At 63.0% G+C, this 14,340-nt stretch carries 19 protein-coding genes; 10 read left to right on the forward strand and 9 right to left on the reverse strand.

Annotation, left to right across the window (positions count from 1 at the left end; translation table 11 throughout):
- Positions 1-29 precede the first annotated feature (29 nt).
- Both AC0L2J_RS19170 and AC0L2J_RS19175 read right to left on the reverse strand, forming a co-directional pair.
- A complete protein-coding gene (locus AC0L2J_RS19170) occupies positions 30-473 on the reverse strand; it encodes a thioredoxin family protein (RefSeq protein WP_007612208.1) in 444 nt (147 codons plus the stop codon).
- Positions 470-1,756: an NAD(P)/FAD-dependent oxidoreductase gene (locus AC0L2J_RS19175; RefSeq protein ID WP_473393117.1), complete on the reverse strand. Its 1,287-nt coding sequence runs from the start codon at positions 1,754-1,756 to the stop codon at positions 470-472. Before AC0L2J_RS19175 ends, AC0L2J_RS19170 begins: the two co-directional genes overlap by 4 nt.
- A 109-nt stretch (positions 1,757-1,865) precedes the next feature.
- On the opposite strand from AC0L2J_RS19175, the gene AC0L2J_RS19180 reads away from it, so the two are divergent.
- The 4 genes from AC0L2J_RS19180 to AC0L2J_RS19195 all read left to right on the forward strand — a co-directional run bounded on the left by AC0L2J_RS19180 (position 1,866) and on the right by AC0L2J_RS19195 (position 6,863).
- Positions 1,866-2,165 (forward strand): ArsR/SmtB family transcription factor, encoded by a 300-nt coding sequence (locus AC0L2J_RS19180; protein WP_179950103.1) that lies wholly within the window; start codon positions 1,866-1,868, stop codon positions 2,163-2,165.
- A 124-nt stretch (positions 2,166-2,289) separates the two neighbouring features.
- On the forward strand, positions 2,290-3,279 hold the full coding sequence (locus AC0L2J_RS19185) for an efflux RND transporter periplasmic adaptor subunit (RefSeq protein ID WP_473393121.1): 990 nt from the start codon (positions 2,290-2,292) through the stop codon (positions 3,277-3,279).
- Positions 3,276-6,497 carry an efflux RND transporter permease subunit gene (locus AC0L2J_RS19190; protein ID WP_473393125.1) on the forward strand — a complete coding sequence of 1,074 codons (3,222 nt, stop codon included), beginning with the start codon at positions 3,276-3,278 and terminating at the stop codon, positions 6,495-6,497. Before AC0L2J_RS19185 ends, AC0L2J_RS19190 begins: the two co-directional genes overlap by 4 nt.
- Positions 6,498-6,506: 9 nt before the next feature.
- Positions 6,507-6,863 carry a carboxymuconolactone decarboxylase family protein gene (locus AC0L2J_RS19195; RefSeq protein ID WP_007612203.1) on the forward strand — a complete coding sequence of 119 codons (357 nt, stop codon included), beginning with the start codon at positions 6,507-6,509 and terminating at the stop codon, positions 6,861-6,863.
- A gap of 75 nt (positions 6,864-6,938) precedes the next feature.
- On the opposite strand, the gene AC0L2J_RS19200 is transcribed toward AC0L2J_RS19195, so the two are convergent.
- Positions 6,939-7,271, reverse strand: a complete 333-nt coding sequence (locus AC0L2J_RS19200) for a hypothetical protein (RefSeq protein ID WP_473248564.1) — start codon at positions 7,269-7,271, stop codon at positions 6,939-6,941.
- A gap of 110 nt (positions 7,272-7,381) precedes the next feature.
- Positions 7,382-7,786, reverse strand: a complete 405-nt coding sequence (locus tag AC0L2J_RS19205) for a hypothetical protein (RefSeq protein ID WP_063995747.1) — start codon at positions 7,784-7,786, stop codon at positions 7,382-7,384.
- Between the two features lie 216 nt (positions 7,787-8,002).
- Here AC0L2J_RS19205 and AC0L2J_RS19210 point away from each other — a divergent pair, with 216 nt between their 5' ends.
- Positions 8,003-8,236 (forward strand): hypothetical protein, encoded by a 234-nt coding sequence (locus AC0L2J_RS19210; RefSeq protein WP_473393131.1) that lies wholly within the window; start codon positions 8,003-8,005, stop codon positions 8,234-8,236.
- A gap of 254 nt (positions 8,237-8,490) precedes the next feature.
- Here the strand turns inward: AC0L2J_RS19210 and AC0L2J_RS19215 are convergent, their stop codons facing one another.
- Positions 8,491-8,733 (reverse strand): PilZ domain-containing protein, encoded by a 243-nt coding sequence (locus tag AC0L2J_RS19215; RefSeq protein WP_007612198.1) that lies wholly within the window; start codon positions 8,731-8,733, stop codon positions 8,491-8,493.
- 180 nt (positions 8,734-8,913) lie between these two features.
- Here AC0L2J_RS19215 and AC0L2J_RS19220 point away from each other — a divergent pair, with 180 nt between their 5' ends.
- Complete coding sequence (locus AC0L2J_RS19220) at positions 8,914-9,207, forward strand: HdeA/HdeB family chaperone (protein WP_007612197.1); 294 nt, start codon at positions 8,914-8,916, stop codon at positions 9,205-9,207.
- 116 nt (positions 9,208-9,323) lie between these two features.
- Here AC0L2J_RS19220 and AC0L2J_RS19225 read toward each other — a convergent pair whose 3' ends face one another.
- Positions 9,324-9,788, reverse strand: a complete 465-nt coding sequence (locus tag AC0L2J_RS19225; RefSeq protein WP_007612196.1) for a PaaI family thioesterase — start codon at positions 9,786-9,788, stop codon at positions 9,324-9,326.
- 360 nt (positions 9,789-10,148) lie between these two features.
- On the opposite strand from AC0L2J_RS19225, the gene AC0L2J_RS19230 reads away from it, so the two are divergent.
- Entirely contained in the window at positions 10,149-10,460 is a 312-nt protein-coding gene (locus tag AC0L2J_RS19230) for a hypothetical protein (RefSeq protein WP_007612188.1), read from the forward strand.
- 105 nt (positions 10,461-10,565) lie between these two features.
- Positions 10,566-10,820: a hypothetical protein gene (locus AC0L2J_RS19235; protein ID WP_007612182.1), complete on the forward strand. Its 255-nt coding sequence runs from the start codon at positions 10,566-10,568 to the stop codon at positions 10,818-10,820.
- 9 nt (positions 10,821-10,829) lie between these two features.
- Here the strand turns inward: AC0L2J_RS19235 and AC0L2J_RS19240 are convergent, their stop codons facing one another.
- Positions 10,830-11,063 (reverse strand): DUF6894 family protein, encoded by a 234-nt coding sequence (locus AC0L2J_RS19240; RefSeq protein ID WP_007612180.1) that lies wholly within the window; start codon positions 11,061-11,063, stop codon positions 10,830-10,832.
- A 91-nt stretch (positions 11,064-11,154) separates the two neighbouring features.
- Positions 11,155-11,361 carry a hypothetical protein gene (locus AC0L2J_RS19245; RefSeq protein ID WP_007612179.1) on the reverse strand — a complete coding sequence of 69 codons (207 nt, stop codon included), beginning with the start codon at positions 11,359-11,361 and terminating at the stop codon, positions 11,155-11,157.
- Between the two features lie 273 nt (positions 11,362-11,634).
- Between AC0L2J_RS19245 and AC0L2J_RS19250 the strand changes: the two genes are divergently transcribed.
- Positions 11,635-11,892, forward strand: coding sequence for a DUF2798 domain-containing protein (locus AC0L2J_RS19250; RefSeq protein ID WP_473393138.1), 258 nt, complete (start codon positions 11,635-11,637; stop codon positions 11,890-11,892).
- A gap of 719 nt (positions 11,893-12,611) precedes the next feature.
- On the opposite strand, the gene AC0L2J_RS19255 is transcribed toward AC0L2J_RS19250, so the two are convergent.
- Positions 12,612-12,779 (reverse strand): hypothetical protein, encoded by a 168-nt coding sequence (locus AC0L2J_RS19255; protein ID WP_473248567.1) that lies wholly within the window; start codon positions 12,777-12,779, stop codon positions 12,612-12,614.
- Positions 12,780-13,028: 249 nt separating this feature from the next.
- Between AC0L2J_RS19255 and recA the strand changes: the two genes are divergently transcribed.
- A complete protein-coding gene (gene recA, locus AC0L2J_RS19260; protein WP_007602214.1) occupies positions 13,029-14,117 on the forward strand; it encodes a recombinase RecA in 1,089 nt (362 codons plus the stop codon).
- Positions 14,118-14,340: the final 223 nt, after the last annotated feature.

Genomic DNA, 14,340 nt, shown 5'->3' on the forward strand with positions numbered 1-14,340 from the left:
GGCAGGCTCCTCTGGAAGATATGGTGACGTCAGGAACGGGTAAGGCCGGTTTCGGTCCAGGCGACGATACTGCGTGCATCCATCGCGCCGGCGTGGCGCGCGATCTCGCGACTGCCGCGCATTAACAGCAGTGTCGGTATGCCCGTGATGGCGAGGCGCGACGAGACGGTAGGGGCAGTGTCGGAGTTGAGCTTCAGCAGCCGGACCCTCGGCTCGAGCTCCAGGGTGGCGCGCTCGAACATTGGTGCCATGGCGCGGCACGGGCCGCACCAGGGCGCCCAGACGTCGACCAGTACGGGAATGTCATTGCCGGCGACGTGGCGTTCGAAGCCATCTTCGTCGACCTCGATCGGGTGACCGGTGAAGATCGGCTGGTGGCAGGCGCCGCAACGCGCGCTGTTCGGCGCGCGCTCGGCTGGCAGGCGGTTGGTCCGCCCGCAATGTCCGCAGACGATCTGACGCATCTCGCTCATGTGCCGGTCCTGACCTCCTTGATCTTGGTGATGTTCAGCTTGTCGAGCAGGAAACGCTCATAGAAAGGCTCGCTCTCGCCGCGCCGCATCTTGCGGAGAAAGTATTTCTCGAAGGCGACTTTGGCGTAATGCACCCACTCGCCCTTCGACGACCAGTTGACGTTACGCGGCGGGATCTGCGGCTGTGCCAGGAAGGCCACGCCGGAATCGCCAAAATCCGCAAGACAGATCGCATTCCAGGTCGGCTGCGCCGTCGGCTCCTTGCCACGGAGCAGAGCTCCGATATTCAGGGCAGTCGCCGTCACCATCGACTCGATCATAAAGCCGGTCTTCGGCACACCGACCGGCACCGGCGTTGATCCGACCGGCGCGATCGCAACGCAGACGCCGACGGCGAATATGTTCTGATAGGTCGCGTTGCGCTGATGTTTGTCGACGATGACGAAACCGCGAGGGTTGGTCAGTTTCTCGATGCCGCGCACCGCCTCGACACCGCGAAAGGCGGGCAACATCATCGAATAGGCAAAAGGCAACTCGTGTGCTTTATGAGCCGTACCGTTCTCGGCAAGTTCCTCCACCGTCATCATGCCGGGCCCAACGTTGTCCACGCGTGCGTTGGTGATCCATTTGATGTGCTTCTCGCGCATCTCGCTTTCGAGCAGGCCTTTGGTATCGCCGACTCCGTCAAGGCCGAGATGTCCGATGTACGGCTCGGAGGTGACGAAGGTCATCGGCACCTTGTCGCGCAGCTTGCGGCGGCGCAGCTCGGTTTCCAGGATGAAGAGGAACTCGTAGGCGGGCCCGAAACAGGAAGCGCCCTGGACTGCGCCGATCACCACAGGACCGGGATTGGCCGCGAGCTTCTCAAACGCTTCATTCGCGCGGGAGGCGTGATCGACGTGACAGATGGACTGTGTGTGGCCTTGCGGACCCAGGCCCGGGATCTCGTCGAAGGCAAGCTCGGGACCTGTCGCGAAAATCAAGTAGTCGTAATCGATCGAGGTGCCGTCGCCGAGATCGATACGATTATGGGCCGGATGCACACGCTTGGCGCCCTGCGACAGCAGGCGGACGCCCTTCCGCTTCATGATATCTTCGAGATTGATCTCGATCTCGTCTCGCTTGCGCCAGCCGATTGCCACCCAGGGATTCGAGGGGACGAAATGATAGACTGCGCCCTGCGACACCACACTCAGGCGATCGTCCCGTCTCAATTGGGGCAGCAGCTCATAGGCCATCAGTGTTCCGCTCAGACCGGCTCCGACTACGACGATTTCCGCCATGGGTACCTCCATTGAAGATCGCTACGCCGGTTCAGTCCCGGCCGTTCTGCGCTTGACGATATATTCGTAATATCGTATATACGCAAGTATGAAAATAAATAGCCAAATCATGGAGCGGGCGGCCGACCAGGCGAGCGAATTGCTGAAGGCGCTCTCCAGCCGGCACCGGCTCCTGATCATCTGTCAGCTGATCGACGGCGAACGTTCTGTCGGCGAACTTGCCGAATTCCTGAACCTGCGGGACTCCACAGTCTCCCAGCATCTGGCGCTTCTTCGCAAGGACGGGTTGGTGTCCGCGCGACGTGACGCGCAAACGATATTCTATTCGATCGCGAGCGAGCCGGCGCGCGAGATCTTGAAAACGCTCTATCAAATCTTTTGCGCGCCGAAGTCCACGAAAGCGAAATGAAACTACATGCATTCGAGTGGCGGCGCGTTGAGCGAGATCAACACCACATTCGATCAAGCTGATCAGATCACAGAGGCGCACCGCACCCCGGTGTGACGGTTCCATGATTTTGCGGATACAGCCCATGCGACCCTTGAGATTTCTGGTCGCGCTCGCGACCGCCGCCTTGCAGGCCGGTCTCGCGTCGGCGGAAACACTGACGGTAGCCCAGCACGTCGTCGCTGACGAAAAGGCCGTCTTCGCGACCGTCGAGAGCATCAGCGTGGTGCCGGCGCGCGGGCGCATTGGCGGAACCGTGGTCCAGCTCCAGGTCAAGGAAGGGGACCGCGTGACCGCAGGGCAAGCGATTGCCACCATCGGGGACGAGAAGCTCGGCCTCCAGATGAAGTCTCTGGATGCTCAGATCGAGGCGCTGCAGGCGCAGGCCAACCAGGCGCAGATTGATTTCACGCGGATCGAGGGCCTGGTCGAGCGCGGCACACTTCCGCGCGTCAAGCTCGACGAGACCCGGACCGCGCTGAACGTGGCGGAGAACGGTCTCCGCGCCAAGACCGCCGAGCGCGCCGTGATCAACGAGCAGCTCAACCAGGGCCAGGTCCTGGCACCGACAGAGGGACGCGTTCTGAAAAGGCTCATTACGATTGGTTCTGTCGTGATGCCGGGCGATCCCATCGTCACGGTCGCACAGCAGAACTTCAAATTGCGGCTGCGGGTGCCGGAGCGCCATGCGCGCCATCTCAAGGCTGGCGACAGGGTTCGCATCGACGGCGCGGAGCTTGGCGACGAAACCGCCAAGTGGGGCGTTATCGATCTCGTCTATCCGCTGATCGAGGAAGGACGCGTGATCGCGGATGCCACCGTTGAAAGTCTCGGCGAATATTTCGTCGGCGACCGGCTTCGGGTGTGGATCGCCGGCGGCACGCGGCCGGCCTACGTCGTTCCGGCAGGTTACGTGACGACTAGGTTCGGCATCGACTACGTGCGGCTGCAAAAGGCCGGGGGGGTGCTCGACGTTCCGGTTCAGCGTGGACCGGAGTTGCCGACGCCCGCGCTTCCCGATGGTCTTGAAATCCTGTCCGGCGTTCGCGCCGGCGACCAATTGGTGAGGCCGTGAATCTCGGACTCTCGGGCAGGCTCACCAAGGCGACGATCGCGTCGCCGCTGACACCGTTGTTTCTGATCGCTGCGCTCGTCGTTGGCCTGATTGCCGTCGTCGTAATTCCGCGCGAGGAGGAGCCGCAGATCAGTGTCCCGATGGTCGATATCCGCGTCAATGCCGACGGTTTGCGCGGACCCGACGCGGTCGAGCTGGTTACCAAGCCCCTCGAAGCGATCGTCAAGGGCATCGATGGCATCGAGCACGTCTACAGCCAGACCGAGGACGACCGGGTGATGGTCACCGCGCGGTTCCTGGTCGGCACCAAGGCGGAGGACGCTATTCTCCGCGTCCATGAGAAAATTCGTGCCAATCTCGACCGCATCCCGGTTGGAATTCCAGAGCCTTCGATCGTCGGCCGCGGCATCAACGACGTTGCTGTGACAATCCTGACGCTGTCGCCGAAACCGGAGGCCGCCGGCCGCTGGACCGACAAGGACCTGTTCGAGCTTGCCGACAAGCTCCGCTCGGAGCTCGTGAAAGTCGACAACATCGGACTGACCTACCTATCCGGTGGCGCGGCCCAGCAGATCCGGGTCGAACCAGATCCCGAAAAATTGTCGCTGTTCGGCGTCACGCTGCAACAGCTCGTGGCCAAGGTGAAGGATGCCAACCGTTCGTTCCTCGCCGGCCAGGTCCGCGATGCCGGCACCGTGCGCAATGTTGCGGCCGGCCAGACGCTATCAGGCATTCCTGACATCGGATTGCTGCTGATCTCGACCCGCGACGGGCGACCGGTCTACGTCAAGGATGTCGCCACCGTCATCATCGGTCCGAATACGATCGAGCACCGGGTCTGGAACGATGCGCGAGCCGCGAACGGGCAGTGGACGCGGATGCCTGCGGTCAGCCTCGCGCTCGCCAAGCGCGCGGGCGCCAACGCGGTGGTCGTTTCCGCCGATATCAATCGCCGCTTGGAGGGATTGAAGGGACGCCTCATACCCGACGACGTCCAGGTGACGGTAACGCGGGACTATGGCGAGACCGCCAACGAAAAGGCCAACGAGCTCCTGTTTCACCTTGGGCTCGCGACGATCTCGATTGTGGTGCTGATTGCGATTGCGGTCGGCTGGCGCGAAGCAGTGGTGACCTTCGTCGTGATTCCGACCACGATCCTGCTCACGATGTTTGCGGCCAATCTGATGGGCTACACCATCAATCGGGTCAGCCTGTTCGCCCTGATCTTCTCGATCGGCATCCTGGTCGACGACGCCATCGTCGTGGTCGAGAACATCGCGAGACACTGGGGCATGCGAGACGGGCGGCCGAGACTGCATGCGACCATCGAAGCGGTGGCGGAGGTCGGCAACCCCACCATCGTCGCGACGCTGACAGTGGTCGCGGCGCTGTTGCCGATGCTATTCGTATCCGGCCTGATGGGCCCCTACATGGCGCCGATTCCGGCCAATGCTTCGGCGGCCATGCTGTTCTCATTCTTCGTCGCGATGGTGGTGGCGCCCTGGCTGATGCTGAAGCTCGCGCCGAAGGGCGACATTGCGCCGGCACATGCGGCGCAGGTCGAAGACCGGTTCGGCCGGCTCTACCGGCGCTTCGCCATGCCGATCGTACGTAGCAAGCGCTCGGCCTGGACATTCCTGCTCGGCGTAGGCATCGCGACGTTGCTGTCGATGACGCTGTTTGCGACCAAGTCGGTGACGGTCAAGCTTCTGCCGTTCGACAACAAGTCCGAAATTGCCGTGGTCATCGACCTGCCGGAAGGAGCGAGCCTGGAGGCGACCGAGCGCACGCTATTCGGCGCGGCCGAGATCGCGCGGCAATTGCCGGAGGTCACCTCGCTGCAAGCCTATGCCGGCACGCCTGCGCCATTCAATTTCAACGGCCTGGTGCGGCATTACTATTTGCGGGAGCGGCCCGAGCTCGGTGAGGTGCAGGTCAACCTCACTGCGCGCGGCGAGCGCAAGCGCGCGAGCCACGAGATCGCGCTCGATCTGCGCGGGAGGCTGAAGGCGCTCGACAGTCCGAAAGGCACCAGCATCAAGGTCGTCGAGGTCCCGCCGGGACCACCCGTGCTTTCGACGCTGCTGGCCGAGGTCTACGGTCCCGACGCCGCGACGCGTCGCGCTGTCACGACTGAGCTCAAGAAGATTTTTGCTGAGATTCCCTTCATCGTCGATATCGACGACTCCATCGGCGAGAAGCGGCCGCGGTTAAGGCTGTCGATCGATCAGGACCGGCTCGAATTCTTCGGCGTCGAGCAGCGGGACGTTTACGAGACGATACAGGCGCTGTTCGGCGGCATCTCGATCGGCTATTCGCATCGCGGCGAGGACCGCAACCCGATCGAAATCGCAGTGCATTTGGGCAAGCGCGATCTGGTCTGGGACGAGGCGCTGGCCTCGACGCCAGTACCCGCCAACACCCTTCCCGGCAGCAAGACAATTGTCGAACTCGGACAAGTCGTGAAAGCGACCGTGGAGGAGGGCTCGCCAACCATCTTCCGACGCGATGGCCGCTTCGCCGACATGGTGATGGCCGAACTTGCTGGTCGTTTCGAGGCCCCGCTTTACGGTATGCTCGCAGTTGCCGACCGCGTGGATGCGCATGACTGGGGGAGGCTGCCGAGGCCCGCGATCAGCCTGCACGGCCAGCCGGCGGACGAGTCGCGGCCCACGCTGCTTTGGGACGGCGAATGGGAAATTACCTGGGTTACCTTCCGCGACATGGGCGCGGCCTTCGGTGCGGCGATCCTCGGGATCTACGTGCTCGTCGTTGCCCAGTTCAAGAGCTTCCGCCTGCCGCTGGTCATCCTGACGCCGATCCCACTGACGCTGATCGGAATCCTGATCGGGCACTGGCTGCTCGCGGCCCCTTTCACCGCAACCTCGATGATCGGGTTCATCGCGCTCGCCGGCATCATCGTGCGCAATTCGATCCTGCTGGTCGATTTCATCCGCCACAGCGATGGCCGGGACAAGTCGCTGCGCGAGGTGGTGCTTGAAGCCGGCGCCGTGCGCTTCAAGCCGATTCTTCTGACCGCCCTTGCGGCAATGATCGGAGCTGCGACCATCCTGTTGGATCCGATCTTCCAGGGGCTTGCAATCTCGCTTCTGTTCGGTTTGGCGTCATCGACGCTACTGACCGTGCTCGTCATTCCCGCGATCTACATCGTCTTGCGCGCGCCGCGCGAGGCATCCACCAAGATCAAACCGGGTTAGAGAGGCACGATGGACAAGAATTACCCCGAGATCACCCGCCAAATCTCCGCCAACCTGCGCAAGCTGCGCAGTGACATTCCCGACACCATGAAGGGATTTTCCGCGCTTGCGCAGGCCGCCACGCGCGACGGCGCGCTGGACAAGAAGACCAAGGAGATGATTGCGCTCGCGCTCGGCGTTGCCGCGCATTGCGACGGCTGCATCGGTTTCCATACCGAAGCCCTGGTCAAGCTCGGTGCAACGCGCGAGGAGGTCGAGGAGACGCTCGGCATGGCCGTGTACATGGGCGGCGGGCCGTCGCTGATGTATGCCGCGGATGCGATCGCCGCCTACGAGCAGTTCCAGCAACAGACAGTTGCCGCCTGACGTCTGTGGTCCGAATCGCATGGGCGGGACCGGACGAGTCGTCTCGCCCGGTCCCGTCTGTCATGGCTTCATCGATTACCAGCGGTCCCGGCCGACACCGACGCCAATACTGACGCCGGGCGCGCGGATGCCGACGCCGCCGCGCGGACCATCGTCCCAGTCGCGATAGGTGCGGCGCTCATAGTAGCGGTCGCGCGGCATGGTCGCGTAGGAGTCGCGCACGATCACGCGCGAGCCGCCGCGGCTGCGATAGCAATTGCCGGAATCGTCGCAGACCAGCCGCACTTCCTGGACGAGATCGGGGCTGGTGTATTCGCTGGTCGTATAGACGTCGGCGGCCTTCGCGCCGCTCACCGCTGCCAAGGCTCCGACGCCAGCCAGCAATGCAATCGTGAATGTCCTCATCATGTCCTCCTCGAAACTGCCCTTGGCGGTAACAAGAAAGGGAGGCGATGATCGTTCCCGGCGGTCTTGCTGGTTTTTCCCGGAGCCGGATCGCATGTCGGCGTGATTTGTTCCTAGATCGGCTCGTAGCTTTCCGACCCGCAGATGTCGTCCGCCTCGGCGCGGCGGCGATCGACCACCTTTCCGCCTGATATGGTCACGATGTAGGTCTGTGGTCCGAGCGGCGATCCCGTCGCCGAGGTGAGCTGGGCCCGGACGCAAGCTGTCCAGCCCGGTCCCCGTACCTCACGATGGGGTGTGGCGACGTGCACCTCGCGCGGATAGGACGTGCTGAGGAAGACGAATTCGATCTGCTCGCGCACGACGCGTTTGACGTCGGGGGGCGCTTCCGGCGGCGGCTGCTCGGCCTCCTTCATGCGCATGAACTCGGGCACCGGTGCGCGGCTGTCGGCAAAGCCGCAGGCCCCGAGCGCGAGCGCGCTGGCCAGCAGCGCGGCGTGAGCAATAATCCGTAACATCCGTGAAGATCCCCTGCGGGCCAAAACATAGGCACGAATGCGATCCGACGAAGACCCGGCCGATCAAGATTCGCTGAAGCCAGGATTTCTTGAAGCCAGGATTTCTTGGAGCCAGGATTTCCTGAAGCCAAGATCTCCTGAAGCCCTGGAGCCCGCGGCATTGGCTATTCCATCATTGCCGGCTAGTTTGTACCCCAGACGAGGGGGATTGCGCCCATGAGGATTTTGGTCATAGCGGCCGCCGTGCTGGCGCTGGCGGTTGCCCCCGCGCAGGCGCAGATGGGTGGTGGCAGGCGTCAGCCTAACGAGGGCGGCCAGAAGGCGGACAACAAACCCAAGGTCGACGAGAAGGCCTACAAGGCCGCACTCGAGCGCATTCCCGAGTCCAAGGAGAAGTACGATCCGTGGAGCGGGGCGCGTCCGCCTGAACCTGCCAAGAAGCCGAAATAGGTGAGGCGGGCGTTGGCGAGCCGCCCGTGCTATTTGGCCGCTCTCATCACGCTCCTCGCATCGTCACCGCAGCCAAGCATCGGGCGGCAAACGGCTGGCCCATAGCGGGCCCGCTGGGCAGGCGAGGTTTCGTCGTCGTGCTCGACCGCGACACCGGCAAGCCCATGTGAGTCTGCGCGAGCCGTCGCCGTCGCATCAAAGCAATCATCATCGTGTTGTGGATGTGATGCGAACGATCATTCACATCATGTGCACTACTGTACGAAAGCGAGGCCGATGCGCTTCTCGCTGCGCCAGACGGCGCGGCATTTGCGCACGAAATTGTCGCGCGCGATCGCGAGCGTGAACGATTGCGGCAATGTGACGGTGGCGTCGAGGTCGATTGCGGCTCCGTTCGCCGACATGTTTCGCACCGTGCACGTGATGCCGCTGTTTTCAAAGGTGATCTTTCCACCCTTGAAAACCCGGTAACGCTGCGCTGCACGCTTCTCGATCATCCACGTTAATCCATAATGATCTTTGTGATGTAGTGCATAGAAATTACGTTGAACTAAACTCAATACTGGCGCTACTTGCATAGTGCTTCAGATTTCGTTTACGACGTCGAAGCGGAAGTCACTCCGCCCATTTTTCCCCAAGCCGTTCCTTTGTGGCGCTACACGCCGATGGAGATATTGATGAAGACCACGTTCTCGCTTCTGTTCGCCGCAGCGCTCTCGCTGTCGTCCATGCCCGCCCACGCCACCAAGCTCGATCTCGCGACCATGAGCTGCAAGCAGTTCCTGGAGAGCGGCGACGACACCATCAAGATGGTGCTGACCTGGATGGACGGCTGGTACAAGGGCGATGAAGAGAACGCGATCATCGACACCGACGTGTTCGTCCAGAACGCCAAGCAGTTCGGCAGCTATTGCGGAAAAAATCCGAACGTCAGCATCGTCACCGCGGCTGACGAAGTGCTCGGCAAGTAATTTCTCCGCGTGACGGCGCGACGCGAGATCACAACCGCGTTTCCCGGTCTCGACATGACGCCATCGAGAGCCGCGGTGCGCTTTGCGCTCATGCGGCTTTCTTCTTTCGAAGATGCTCACCCCGGCAGCATCGCGAACGCACTCGACACCATCGCCACCGGTTTGTTGTCGGTGGCCGAGAGCAGCGTGACCCGGCCAAAGCTCATGGTGCGCCCGAGTCGCACCACGCGGGCGTCGGCCAGCACGTCCGACGAGGAGACGGCGCGCATGAAATGCGTGGTCTGGTCGACCGTCGTCATCGGACGATAGCCGCGGTTGGCGGCAAGGTTCGCGATCACCATCGCGGTGTCGGCGAGCGCCATCAGCGCCTGGCCGCAGACCACGCCGCCGTTGCGGCACAGCCGTTCCGAGAACGGCATCCGCAGAAGCGCTGCGGGCTGCCAGTCCGGCACGTCCGGCGGCGGCAGGTGCTCGATGCGCTCGACCGACAGGTTGAGATCCTGGACCCAGGGCGCAAAGACCTCGCCGAGGATGCGTCGGGCCTCGGTGATGCCGAACTCGGCTTCTGGCTGCGATGGCATTGCTGTCGTTCCCTCCGTATTGTCGGATGTTCGGCATTCCGAGCGGGCCGGCGCGGCAAAGTCACCCGGTCTGCCGCGGGTCCCGTCGGCTTGAAAATGCCTGACTTCGCCCGGTATGATGCCACGGAGTGGGTATGGGTGGGTGATGTTGCGTCGGTATGTCCTCGTGTTTTGTCTGGCCGGGCTCGGCCTGTTGCTGAACGGGTGCACCAAGTGCGGCCCGATCTGGGACGACTGGCTCCACGCGCCGAAATCGTGCCGATCGGACCGGCTCTAGCGGGCCGAGCGGCCCCTGCGGTTGTGACAGGGGTGACAAGGCGCGGGCGACCCGCGCCGTCATGGATGATCAAGGAGTCAATGATGAAGCTTTTCCGTGTGGCCGCGGTGCTGGCTGTTCTGGCGGGACCGACCGTGCTGGCGGGACCGGCCTCTGCGCAACTGCCCAATATCAATTTGCTACAAGACGGGCCTAGCAAGACCCCGGAGGAGAAGGCCGCGGAAGCCGAGCGTGACAAGGCCTACAAGGAAACGCTGAAAAAGATTCCGGATTCCAAGGCGTCCAGCGATCCCTGGGGCGGCATGCGCTCCGACCCGCCGAAACAACCGGCGCCGCCAAAGGCGTCGGCCGCAACCGGGGCGCCGAAGAAGAAATCCGGCACGACTGCCAATTGACCTTCCGGCCGATCGGAGGCGGCTGGCGCCTTCGGCCGGGACTCCTCTTTGATCGGCCTGCTTCCTACATTGCGCGGGAGCGCATTGCGTCGAGGAGGACAGGGCATGGCCGATCGTCCGCGGGATCTCGCCGAGCGGATGGCGCGCCGGCGCAAGATGGGCGGCAAGCCCGGCCCGACGGCCGGCGACGGCTATCTGCGCGAGACCTTCACGCTGCCGCGCGCGGCGGCGCGGGAGAGGGCGCAGGCTTTCTTCGCCCGCTACCCCAAGGCCGGCTATATGAGCGCGGTCGAGACCTGGCGCGAGCTGCCCGGCGGCGACATCGAATTCACGATGCGGCGGCTGCCCAGCGCGGACTAGCGCCGGCCCCTATTCGAAGGTTTCGGACGTGATGCGGATCCGGAACACGGGCTCCTTGGCCTCGTCCAGCAGCTCCATGTGCCATTCGGAATTTTCCTGGAGCTTGCGGGCGATGCCGGCGGCCATGTCGGCGCAGAGGCTGGTCATCTCCCTCCAGGCCAAATCGCGATTTGCAAATTCCGACGCCTGGTCGGCACAGCCGGAATAGCTGCCGTTCCGGATTCGAAAAAAGTAGAGCGGCATGGTTCGTACCGATCGCGCCTGATGGCTCAGTCCCCACGGCCATAATCGCGGCAGTCCAATCCCAAACCATCGGCAGATCAATTCCGGGCGGCTACGGAATAGCCTCCCATGGACGCGGCTTGCGACCGATCGCCTTCAGCTCCCGATCGATGCGCAGCTGCACCCGCCGGATCGCCAACAGATCGATCTTGGTCTCGGTCCTGCCGGTCTTGATCTGCTCGCCGATCCGGAACTGCCACCGCCAGATCCCGGGAATTGCCGTCTTGGCGACGGTGAACTCGATGCCCCTGTGATTCATGGCCACCTCCCACGATTCACTTCCATCACTGAGAACATGCTGGGGGGCATTATATTCCAGCGAAAGCTAAATCTGTCGGTAAGTCCCGGATAGCCCACGGCTATCTCGCAAGCGTACGCACTTCCGAACGCCGGCCGCGCTCGGTGGCGCGAGACCTCATGCCCGTGGTTCTCCGACCAAGAACAGAGTTCCTGGGATGGGTAAGGGCGCCTTCCGGAACGCGGCGGCATGTGGCTTGCTTGGCCCGATGACGGTCAGCAACATGGGCGCGTCATGCTGGGCATTCCCCGCCGCTATTCTCATTTCGTGTTCGGAATCATCCAGTCCGGATTGACCTCGCTGGTCGCCGCGGGCATCGCCAGCCTTCCCGTGGGGAACGCGCTGGACTTCCTCGCGCACTGGCTGACGTCGTGGCTGATCGCATGGGCGGCGATGCTGCCGATCGTGTTGCTCGCGGCGCCGGCGATCCGCGCCTTCTCGCTGCGCCTGACGCGGGAGGAGGGCGGTTCGCAAACCGGCCGGCCGGCATGAAAATCGGCAAGAAAATTTGCAAGAAGATAAGCATGAAAAAACCCCGCTTGGGAAAGCCAAGCGGGGAGAAAGTTATTGGAGGCTGAGGTGCTGGGCTGCAACACCATAGCCGGACGACCCTAGCCGGCTCAGCTTACGACAGCCTGACAAGGCCCGACGGCGGCAGCGAAAGCCAGAGCTCGGGGGCCGCACACTGGCCCTGCACCGGTCCCAATTTCGACATCCGTTCGCACAACTCAGGACACAACGGCAGGCGAGATTTCGCAGCGACGGTGCTGCCATGGGGGAAACGTGGCGTGCCGGCAACGGGGTGGCATCATGGACAACGTAGAGCGGTCATTCGCCGCCGCGACGGCGGCTGGCTTCGTCGTGCTGGTGATTGGGATCGGGTTGCTGGTTCTGCTGTAGGCGGTGTTGGCTGCGGGAGACGGCTCGGGGTGGAAGGCCCATGCGCGCCTTTCAAAACACGAAAACAACCCCATGCACAGTAGCCCGCCTACAAATTCCACCATGAAATCAATGGCCTACTGGTAGTATTTAGATACCTCATCGGCTCGGACTCACCTCCATGGCCATCCGAATCTCGATCCCCGTGCCGATTCCATGAGATCAACGGACGGCCGCTCCGGCACCGTCGCCGGCGCGTTGCCGCTGGCGAACACCGCCACGCCTGACGCGTCGGCCGGCTGGCCTCGGCTCCGCCGCCCTCGTCCCGGCGGCTAATGAACCTTGATCGCGTCCAGCGGCAAATGGAGTTCGGCGGCACGCTCTTCGCGGTCTTTCTTGCGGAACTCGTTTTCCTTGCGCTCGAACTTGCTCATCTCCTCCCGCGCCGCCTCCAGCAGCGGAATGCGCCGGATCGTATCGTGATGCATGTTGTCCGTCATGACTGAGGTCCCCAGAGTTGCGGTCCCGTCCAAGAGAAGACCGCAGACCGCGAAAGGTTCGGTGCCGCAGGATTACGGAATTCTGACGGCGCGCGGCTCATCCGTCTTTGATGCGTGTCAGGCAAGACCAAAATCGCAAAAGAACATATTGCGAACCTAGAACAAATGGGGTACATTGGTTTTATCGCCGCGCCGCCTCGCCAATCGTTTGTCCCTCACGCGAATCCTCGTCATAAGGAGCACGACCCGATGTCCACCACTGCCCTGCGTATCGTCGAAGGATCCTCCATGGACAAGAGTAAAGCTCTGGCCGCCGCACTCTCCCAGATCGAGCGGCAGTTCGGCAAGGGCTCGGTGATGAAGCTCGGCAAGAACGACCGTTCGATGGATGTCGAGGCGGTGTCCTCGGGGTCGCTCGGGCTCGATATCGCGCTCGGGATCGGCGGCCTGCCGAAGGGGCGCGTCGTGGAGATCTACGGGCCGGAATCCTCGGGCAAGACCACGCTGGCGCTGCACACGGTGGCGGAAGGGCAGAAGAAGGGCGGCATCTGCGCGTTCATCGACGCCGAGCACGCGCTCGACCCGGTCTATGCACGCAAGCTGGGCGTCAATATCGACGAGCTCCTGATCTCGCAGCCGGACACCGGCGAGCAGGCGCTGGAAATCTGCGACACGCTGGTGCGCTCCGGCGCGGTCGACGTGCTGGTGATCGATTCGGTCGCGGCGCTGGTGCCGAAGGCCGAGCTCGAGGGCGAGATGGGCGATGCGCTGCCGGGTCTGCAGGCCCGTCTGATGAGCCAGGCGCTGCGCAAGCTGACGGCCTCCATCAACAAGTCCAATACCATGGTGATCTTCATCAACCAGATCCGCATGAAGATCGGTGTGATGTACGGCTCGCCGGAAACCACCACCGGCGGCAACGCGCTGAAATTCTATGCCTCCGTCCGCCTCGACATCCGCCGCATCGGCGCGATCAAGGAGCGCGACGAAGTGGTCGGCAACACCACGCGCGTCAAGGTCGTCAAGAACAAGCTGGCGCCGCCCTTCAAGCAGGTCGAGTTCGATATCATGTACGGCGAGGGTGTCTCCAAGATGGGCGAGATCCTCGATCTCGGCGTCAAGGCCGGCATCGTCGAGAAATCCGGCGCATGGTTCTCCTATGACAGCCAGCGTCTTGGCCAGGGCCGCGAGAATTCGAAAGCGTTCCTGAAGGCCAACCCCGACATCACCGCCAAGATCGAGACCTCGATCCGCCAGAACTCCGGCCTGATCGCCGAGCAGATTCTCGCCGGCAGCCCCGAGCGTGACGCCGACGGCGAGGAGCCGGGGGACGAGTAAGCTTCAACAGTAAAGTTTTTCGCGAGGAGCGGGCGCTGAGGACGTTGAGTTGCCGACGTCTTCGGCGCCTGTTTCGTTTGGGTTTGGTCGCGCTCGGGGGTCGCGATGAAGCGGTTGCGCCCGAAGACGACATGTGGCGCCACAACCGGATCTATCGCTGGCGGGGTGGCACGGAGCTGACCAACGAACGGCTGTGGCGATGGGATCGCGAAAGCCGATTGCT

It is taken from the genome of Bradyrhizobium sp. MV1.5 (assembly GCF_055807615.1).

Bases quoted from the DNA above. Each gene is read 5' to 3' on its own strand.
- AC0L2J_RS19170 (WP_007612208.1), bottom strand. From the start codon at position 473: ATGAGCGAGATGCGTCAGATCGTCTGCGGACATTGCGGGCGGACCAAC.
- AC0L2J_RS19175 (WP_473393117.1), bottom strand. From the start codon at position 1,756: ATGGCGGAAATCGTCGTAGTCGGAGCCGGTCTGAGCGGAACACTGATG.
- AC0L2J_RS19180 (WP_179950103.1), top strand. From the start codon at position 1,866: ATGGAGCGGGCGGCCGACCAGGCGAGCGAATTGCTGAAGGCGCTCTCC.
- AC0L2J_RS19185 (WP_473393121.1), top strand. From the start codon at position 2,290: ATGCGACCCTTGAGATTTCTGGTCGCGCTCGCGACCGCCGCCTTGCAG.
- AC0L2J_RS19195 (WP_007612203.1), top strand. From the start codon at position 6,507: ATGGACAAGAATTACCCCGAGATCACCCGCCAAATCTCCGCCAACCTG.
- AC0L2J_RS19200 (WP_473248564.1), bottom strand. From the start codon at position 7,271: ATGATGAGGACATTCACGATTGCATTGCTGGCTGGCGTCGGAGCCTTG.
- AC0L2J_RS19205 (WP_063995747.1), bottom strand. From the start codon at position 7,786: ATGTTACGGATTATTGCTCACGCCGCGCTGCTGGCCAGCGCGCTCGCG.
- AC0L2J_RS19210 (WP_473393131.1), top strand. From the start codon at position 8,003: ATGAGGATTTTGGTCATAGCGGCCGCCGTGCTGGCGCTGGCGGTTGCC.
- AC0L2J_RS19215 (WP_007612198.1), bottom strand. From the start codon at position 8,733: ATGATCGAGAAGCGTGCAGCGCAGCGTTACCGGGTTTTCAAGGGTGGA.
- AC0L2J_RS19220 (WP_007612197.1), top strand. From the start codon at position 8,914: ATGAAGACCACGTTCTCGCTTCTGTTCGCCGCAGCGCTCTCGCTGTCG.
- AC0L2J_RS19225 (WP_007612196.1), bottom strand. From the start codon at position 9,788: ATGCCATCGCAGCCAGAAGCCGAGTTCGGCATCACCGAGGCCCGACGC.
- AC0L2J_RS19230 (WP_007612188.1), top strand. From the start codon at position 10,149: ATGAAGCTTTTCCGTGTGGCCGCGGTGCTGGCTGTTCTGGCGGGACCG.
- AC0L2J_RS19235 (WP_007612182.1), top strand. From the start codon at position 10,566: ATGGCCGATCGTCCGCGGGATCTCGCCGAGCGGATGGCGCGCCGGCGC.
- AC0L2J_RS19240 (WP_007612180.1), bottom strand. From the start codon at position 11,063: ATGCCGCTCTACTTTTTTCGAATCCGGAACGGCAGCTATTCCGGCTGT.
- AC0L2J_RS19245 (WP_007612179.1), bottom strand. From the start codon at position 11,361: ATGAATCACAGGGGCATCGAGTTCACCGTCGCCAAGACGGCAATTCCC.
- AC0L2J_RS19250 (WP_473393138.1), top strand. From the start codon at position 11,635: ATGCTGGGCATTCCCCGCCGCTATTCTCATTTCGTGTTCGGAATCATC.
- AC0L2J_RS19255 (WP_473248567.1), bottom strand. From the start codon at position 12,779: ATGACGGACAACATGCATCACGATACGATCCGGCGCATTCCGCTGCTG.
- recA (WP_007602214.1), top strand. From the start codon at position 13,029: ATGTCCACCACTGCCCTGCGTATCGTCGAAGGATCCTCCATGGACAAG.